Source organism: Thiomicrorhabdus marina, from assembly GCF_017571465.1.
Lineage (GTDB): Bacteria > Pseudomonadota > Gammaproteobacteria > Thiomicrospirales > Thiomicrospiraceae > Thiomicrorhabdus > Thiomicrorhabdus marina.
Genome location: NZ_JAGETV010000027.1, coordinates 23,799 through 30,547, shown reverse-complemented (window position 1 = coordinate 30,547; position 6,749 = coordinate 23,799). Strand labels below are relative to the sequence as shown.

At 39.5% G+C, this 6,749-nt stretch carries 7 protein-coding genes; 3 read left to right on the top strand and 4 right to left on the bottom strand.

Annotation, left to right across the window (positions count from 1 at the left end):
• Positions 1-188 precede the first annotated feature (188 nt).
• Positions 189-1,595 (top strand): sensor domain-containing diguanylate cyclase, encoded by a 1,407-nt coding sequence (locus tag J3998_RS11250; protein ID WP_208150765.1) that lies wholly within the window; start codon positions 189-191, stop codon positions 1,593-1,595.
• Positions 1,596-1,761: 166 nt separating this feature from the next.
• Here J3998_RS11250 and J3998_RS11245 read toward each other — a convergent pair whose 3' ends face one another.
• Positions 1,762-2,007, bottom strand: a complete 246-nt coding sequence (locus J3998_RS11245) for a hypothetical protein (RefSeq protein WP_208150764.1) — start codon at positions 2,005-2,007, stop codon at positions 1,762-1,764.
• A 1,053-nt stretch (positions 2,008-3,060) separates the two neighbouring features.
• Between J3998_RS11245 and J3998_RS11240 the strand changes: the two genes are divergently transcribed.
• Both J3998_RS11240 and J3998_RS11235 read left to right on the top strand, forming a co-directional pair.
• Positions 3,061-3,276, top strand: a complete 216-nt coding sequence (locus J3998_RS11240; RefSeq protein ID WP_208150763.1) for a hypothetical protein — start codon at positions 3,061-3,063, stop codon at positions 3,274-3,276.
• A 572-nt stretch (positions 3,277-3,848) separates the two neighbouring features.
• Positions 3,849-4,139 (top strand): helix-turn-helix domain-containing protein, encoded by a 291-nt coding sequence (locus J3998_RS11235; protein WP_208150762.1) that lies wholly within the window; start codon positions 3,849-3,851, stop codon positions 4,137-4,139.
• A gap of 171 nt (positions 4,140-4,310) precedes the next feature.
• Here J3998_RS11235 and J3998_RS11230 read toward each other — a convergent pair whose 3' ends face one another.
• From J3998_RS11230 to tmk, 3 genes are read right to left on the bottom strand one after another with little or no spacing between them, the layout of a single operon-like run.
• The gene (locus J3998_RS11230; RefSeq protein WP_208150761.1) at positions 4,311-5,084 is read right to left on the bottom strand and encodes a TatD family hydrolase; all 774 of its coding nucleotides are present in this window, start codon (positions 5,082-5,084) and stop codon (positions 4,311-4,313) included.
• Positions 5,081-6,097 (bottom strand): DNA polymerase III subunit delta', encoded by a 1,017-nt coding sequence (gene holB / locus J3998_RS11225; protein WP_208150760.1) that lies wholly within the window; start codon positions 6,095-6,097, stop codon positions 5,081-5,083. Before holB ends, J3998_RS11230 begins: the two co-directional genes overlap by 4 nt.
• The gene (gene tmk, locus J3998_RS11220; RefSeq protein ID WP_208150759.1) at positions 6,097-6,735 is read right to left on the bottom strand and encodes a dTMP kinase; all 639 of its coding nucleotides are present in this window, start codon (positions 6,733-6,735) and stop codon (positions 6,097-6,099) included. Before tmk ends, holB begins: the two co-directional genes overlap by 1 nt.
• Between the last annotated feature and the right edge of the window lie 14 nt (positions 6,736-6,749).

Genomic DNA, 6,749 nt, shown 5'->3' with positions numbered 1-6,749 from the left:
GCCATAGATAACTTGAGACATGATGATCACTCCTTGGTTAAGGTTCACTTTCTCATTTTAGGGAAGAAAGTGAGGCGGACCATCTAATTAAAGCGCCAAATCAATTGCACGTTAATTTTTTAGGCAATGCATTTTCATATCGTTACAATTAAGATAGCGTATAAACAATATATCTCTAGCGGGTTACGATGATACAAAACCTTATTAATTGGACAAAAGAGCATGACTTCTACCAACAGCAAGTCAATCTTACTCTCCTGCGGTTCATGCTAATAATCGCCTCTCCGATCTTATTAATCATCGTGCTTTTGACCTTTTTTCAACAGCAGTACAGCTTTGCTATCGTCAGTGCAATCAGTCTAGTGATCGTACTCGCATCGCTAAATATGGCTCGCAATCAAGAAAACGACCAGTTGGCAAAAAATATCGCCCTTTCAGCAATCTTGATACCATACATAACAACTCTTTTTTATCTAAGCCCAAACAGTCTCGGCTTTTTATGGATTACCATTATTCCTATTATTTTCGTGTTTATAAATACACCACGAGAATTAGCGTGGTGGTTATTGCTCCTCGCTTCGCCACTTATCGCTCTCATGGCTATCGATTTTTTTGCGTTGGTCACCACCAATCTCAGTTATCACCAAGCCGCCAACACCTTATTTGGATTTATGATAGAAGCGCTCATGCTGGCTTACATCAAACAGGCGATCTTCAATGACCAATTGGAATTAAAATACAAAAACCGCCAATTAGAATTTAATAAACAGCTAATCGATCAAAAGGTTCCGATTATTTCTTTAGATTTAGCAGGCAAAATAACGAACGCCAACAATGCATTTATGGAAATTACCGGCTACCGTAAGATGGCTCTAATTGGCAAAACCCTCAATCAGCTAGAAATTATTAATGCCAGCTTAGATGAACTCAATGTTAACAAAATTCTAAAAAACAAAAGTTGGACTGGAGAACTACACGGTCACCGCAGAAGCGGTGCGCAATTCTGGATGCAAATCACTCTCCGTGAAACATTTAATTCGCAATATGAGAAAATTGGATACATGGCAATCTGTGAAGACATTACTTCGCAACAATTACTTATGCAACATGCGAATAATGACCAACTAACCGGTGCCTTGAATCGTCGGGTGTTTGATCAATTTATTCAAAAAGCAGTGTTTGAATTTCAACGTTACCGAGAACCATTTAGCCTGATAATTTGCGACATTGATCACTTCAAAAAAATTAATGACAATTTTGGTCACAATTTTGGAGATGAAATCATTAAGCAATTACATCAAGAACTGACTAAGATTTTACGCTCATCAGACAGTATTGCTCGTTGGGGAGGCGAAGAATTCGCCATTTTATTGCCAAAAACGGGGTTAGATGTTGCCGTCAATGTGGCTGAAAAAGTTCGTGAATACATTAGCAATGCTGAGTTTGTCGGGCAATATCCCTTAACCATCAGTATCGGTGTATCCGAGTTAAGAATTGAAGACAAAGCTGAAGATTGGTTTGATCGCGCCGATAAAGCGCTTTATCATGCAAAAGAATCTGGTCGAAATCGAGTGAGCTTTACTGGACAGAAATAAAGACTAAAATGCTTTTAAAAAAAAAGCCCAGCAATCGCTTCAGACTTCGCTAGGCTTTTTCATTTCTCGTAAATAATTAAATTAGTACAGGATGAAAAAATAAAAGAATCTATTAATTGTCTTTAATTCAAAATATGGTATTCCCTAAATACTTTTTCAAAATTATCTAATCAGAGCTCTTATCATTTAAATTATGTGCACTTTGCGCCACTGCCGGATCAATATTAAATCCGTAAGCTATCATTTCCGGCCACACCTCCTGAAGTTTTTCTATATTTGAAGACTTCATCGTACTAGTTCCATTAAGAAACCGGAAAAATGCACTCGGAGTAATCTCTGCTACCTCCGCCACACGATGCTTAATAATTCCTTTTGCTTCAATATAAGCTTTGACTCGCTGATTAAAAACCATCTCTCTCTCCTTGCTTACTCTGTGGCCAATAGAATAAGTATTATTAAATTTATATTCTGTCTGAGTTATAAATTAACCTGTTACCCTATATAAATACAGAGTGAAAATAATTCACTTATTACTATTACCTATATATTTAATATGGATGATTAATATAAAGGCCAATTAAATTTATATAGTGTTTAAGTATTTTATCTATCCTAGAGAAAAATAAAAAAGTAAATTTAACTTACCATGTAAAAATACTTTAATATCAATTGCTAATAAACATAGATTAATGGCCGCCTGTTCTAGAGTTTAAAAACAATGACATTGATGAAATCTCAAACGGCTAAGGAAACACAGAATAAGCCCCCATTGACTTCAGCGAGGAGTTTGAAGAGATAAATTCTAGGTAGTGTTTTAGAAGCATAGCCTTAGCGATGGTTGAGAACACTAACAACGAAGTGACTCTTCAAACGAAGAACTCGACGCCCGAAGGGGTAAGTCGAGACAGGGGCGTTGTAAAATTTAGGCTAAGCAAGGCGTCTGTTTGCCGTCATGTCTAGACCTTGCAAAAACAGACAACAGCACTTGGACAAACTTCCTTCCCCTGTCTGAGAGACATTGAAGAGCAACTTCGTTGTTTGCATTCTCACCGTATCGATGGCTAGAATTTTCCTTTTCACCCAGCTCACCGAAGTCAAAGGGGACTTATTCTAAGTTTTCCTAGCTACCATCAAAGCCTAATAGAGATTTTTCTTTGAAAAAGAAACTAAATCCGCTTCAAAAACTCTATACTTTTGTATAGAATGTATTGATCTAAAGTTACTTTAAGCTTGATTATCATTTCCATTACGATTACAGCTTCAACCAATAGAAACTTATCTTTAAAATAAATAACGCAGTGAAATTAACAACTTTACGCCATTAACAAAATCGGTTATCTAATAACGATTTTCAGTTAGAAAGCGAAATTAATTTACGTAAAACCACTACCTAAAAAAATACAGTAAACACTGATCCTACAGCAACTTGATTACGAAAAGGTTTAATATGCCATTAGCAAGAAGAATGCAAAAATACATGCAAATTAAAGACTTAAGTATTGCCGAAGTGGCTGATACATTAGAAATATCCCCAGATGATTTACAACTATTTCTACAGGGAAAAACAAGCATTGATACCCATCATTTTGAAACCCTTAACGGCACTTGGCCTGAAATGGTTGCTTATATCTTTAATATTGATGCCAGCTTGTGCCAAGAAATTCCGATCTCTATCCAATAACACTTCTAGGCGTCTTTTTGAATAAAAAAGCTGCAAGATATTATGCTATTTACTATCCAAAGGTCGTTTACACACTTATTAGCTTACTTATTCGATAACCCACATTGCATGCCATTCAAATAACAATTTCGCGTTAATGTACACTTACCTTGTCACAAACGCTATGCTATTGAAATTATTAATAATTACTTAAAGGTTACGCACACCCAACACTGGGAAGAGCTGTAATTTTGGATATAATGCTTGCGAGAAATTTGGATTAAGTGTAACTATCCATTGCGAATATAAATGATTTTCTCAAGGTTTTAGTGACTTTATTGGTAGTTTAAGATACATATTTGTTCTAGAAAGACTTCACTTCAAACGCACTTATCGTGATTCTTTCTACTAAAATCGATACTTCTCGTGGTTTACCAGAGAGAGTAGTATCTTTTCAAAATTTCAATACAGAACATATGTCTTCTTCCCTTAAACTGGCCTGTAATATTTTACTTTACAATATTTCTCAAACCGTTAAATCAAGTTATCATATATAAGGTAATAAATATAAAAACTAGACAATGGAGCAACCCATGAAATTTCATGAACGAGTGAAATTCTATATCGAATGGAAAGGCATCACCAAAAAGCGTGTTGCAGAAGTAGCCGGTATTACGCAAAGTGCGCTGTATCGCTTCCTTAATGGTACGAGTACGATGAAATCATCACACTTACAAAAAATTAATGTCGAATGGCCAGAAATGGTCGCTTTCAGCTTTGATGTGAACCCGCATGTTGCGCACGAAGCTCAGCGCATTAAAGAACAGGATTTTGAAGCCTTTGTAGCAAGAATGAAAGAGCAAGAAGCTCAAAAATCGGTATAAACTCAATCGACATTAACCAATGATTTATTGTCGAATAAAAATAAAAATGTTGGGCTTTATGCCGCATTAATCGAGCAGGAACGATTAAAAACCATTTAGCATGAAGCCCAACCCTTGCAAAAACTGCATCAGCTACCTAATAATTGATTTTAGCTTAGTTGAGCAACTTATCTAAAAATTCGTCCCGAACAGACGATTAAAGTTTTCAGTGGTAATTCTCGCCATCTCATCAACCGGCATATCACGCAAATCCGCTACTTCTTGAGCGACATACTTGGTATAACCCGGGACATTCGTCTTACCACGATAAGGCATTGGCGCCAGATAAGGTGAATCCGTCTCGACTAGAATTCGATCTAAAGGCACTTTCTTAGCCACCTCTTTTAGCTCTTTGGCATTTTTAAAAGTCACAATGCCTGAAAACGAAATATAAAAACCAAGCTTCATCGCTTGTTCGGCCGTTTCCAGATCTTCCACAAAGCAGTGCATAATCCCGCCGATTTCTTCAGCGTGTTCTTCTTCCAAAATACGCAAACAATCCGGCGTCGAATTGCGAGTATGAATCACAACCGGTTTATTCAGTTGTTTGGCGATACGAATCTGCTGGCGGAAGCGTTCATGCTGCCAATTCATGTCTTCATCGTCAAAATGAAAGTAATCTAAACCGATTTCACCAATCGCCAAGACTTTTGGGTGCGAGGCAGCTTTGATTAGCTGCTCATCAGTAATCACGACATCCGCTTGTTCACATGGATGCACGCCAATCGCTGCATAGACTTCTTCGTGCTTGTCGGCTAATTCAATGACTTCATGCCACTTTTCAGGATTAATCGCGATACACATCATGCGCTCTACGCCAAGCTCTTTCGCCTGCGCGATAACCGCTTCAACCGAGCCAACTTCTTCCGGCAAAATATTTAAGTGGCAGTGCGAATCGATGATCATAACAACCCTCTCTGTAGATGTTCAGTGAATAATTTAGCAGGCGCCGTCGACGCTTGATTACTCTGTTGCAGCCATAAGGCGAGTAGATTTTCCAGCACCAGTTCTTTATTAGCATTGCCTAACCAAGCTTTTTTCGCCTGTAATACTTGCTGTTGAAACTGCAACAAAGTGAGTACCTGCTGACGTGGTAATGAATCTTCGGCGCTGTAGACCATCTTACGATTTTGCATTAATGCCCAAAAATAAAAATAATCAAAAACACGCATTGGATTCGACCATTTCAGCCAAGGTGTCACGACTTTAGATGGTATTTTCTTACCGGATTGCGCCTGCTTAAGCCCCTCTTGCCATTCTGCATATTCCTGGACGCCACCGTTATCAATCCACTCTGTAGCTTTTAGCGGCGCGCCCCAATTTAAACGCAGGGCTCGCTTAATAAGCGCCTGATCGAATTGTGGACGTTGTTGCGCTAACCAATTTATCGCCACCGCCAATTCAGGTGATAACACCGCCAGTTTCTGACAACGACTTTTTATGGTCGCCGGCAATTTCGACTGTTGCGAACAAGTCAGAATAAACAGCGTTTTTTCGGCCGGTTCTTCCAAGGTTTTCAATAATGCATTAAAAGCCGAAAGATTCAGATTCTCTACATCTTCAACCCAAATAACTTTATAACCGCCTTGATGCGAAGTTTCATTCTGCTTTTCAATCAACTGGCGAACTTGGTCGACACCAACCTCTTTTTTATCTTCCAGACGTTGCAGATGAAAATAGTCCGGGTGTTGCTTGGAAACGAACAGCTGACAGGAAGCACATTGTCCACAAGCACCATCCATGGTTGAATGTTGACAAAGAGCTTGCTTCGCCATCTGTTCGACCATCAACTCGATACCAATCCCTTGTGCTGACAATAACAGATAGGCATGTCCAAGGCGGCCTTGTAACTGCTGCCATTGCAACCACGGCGCACGCAACCATGGCAATTCCGATAATTGCAATGCTGGTTTATCCATTAGCTAAGTTCCATCGCTAATTTGTCGTTTAATTGCTGGCGAATTTGCTGCTGCACGGCTGCAAGATTCTGTGAAGCATCCAATACCGCATATCGTCGCGGCGCGGCTTCAGCTCGTTGCAAATAGGCAGCACGAACTTTTTCAAAGAAATCTTTTTGCTCCTGCTCAAAACGGTCAGTCTGTTCACCTCGACTAGCGACACGTTGCATCCCGATTTCAATTGGCAAATCGAAAACAAGGGTTAAATCTGGTGCAAAACCTTGCTGCACCCAATTTTCGATTTCGGCAATTCGTTCAAACCCCATACCACGCGCTGCACCTTGATAAGCAAAAGAGGCATCGGTAAAACGGTCGGAAATTACCCAAGCACCACGCTCTATAGCCGGCAGAATCTTTTCACGGATATGCTGAGCGCGTGCAGCAAACATCAATAACAACTCGGTATCTTGATGCATGGCACTATTCTCCGGATCAAGCAACAAGCCGCGAATCTTTTCGCCAATGTCAGTACCGCCCGGTTCACGCGTGGTAATCACTTCCAACCCTAGCGCCTGCAATCTCTCAGCTAGATAGGCTAAGTTAGTCGATTTACCGGCACCTTCCGAGCCTTCCAGAGTAATAAATTTGCCTCGCTGCATTCGCTTAAGCCTTT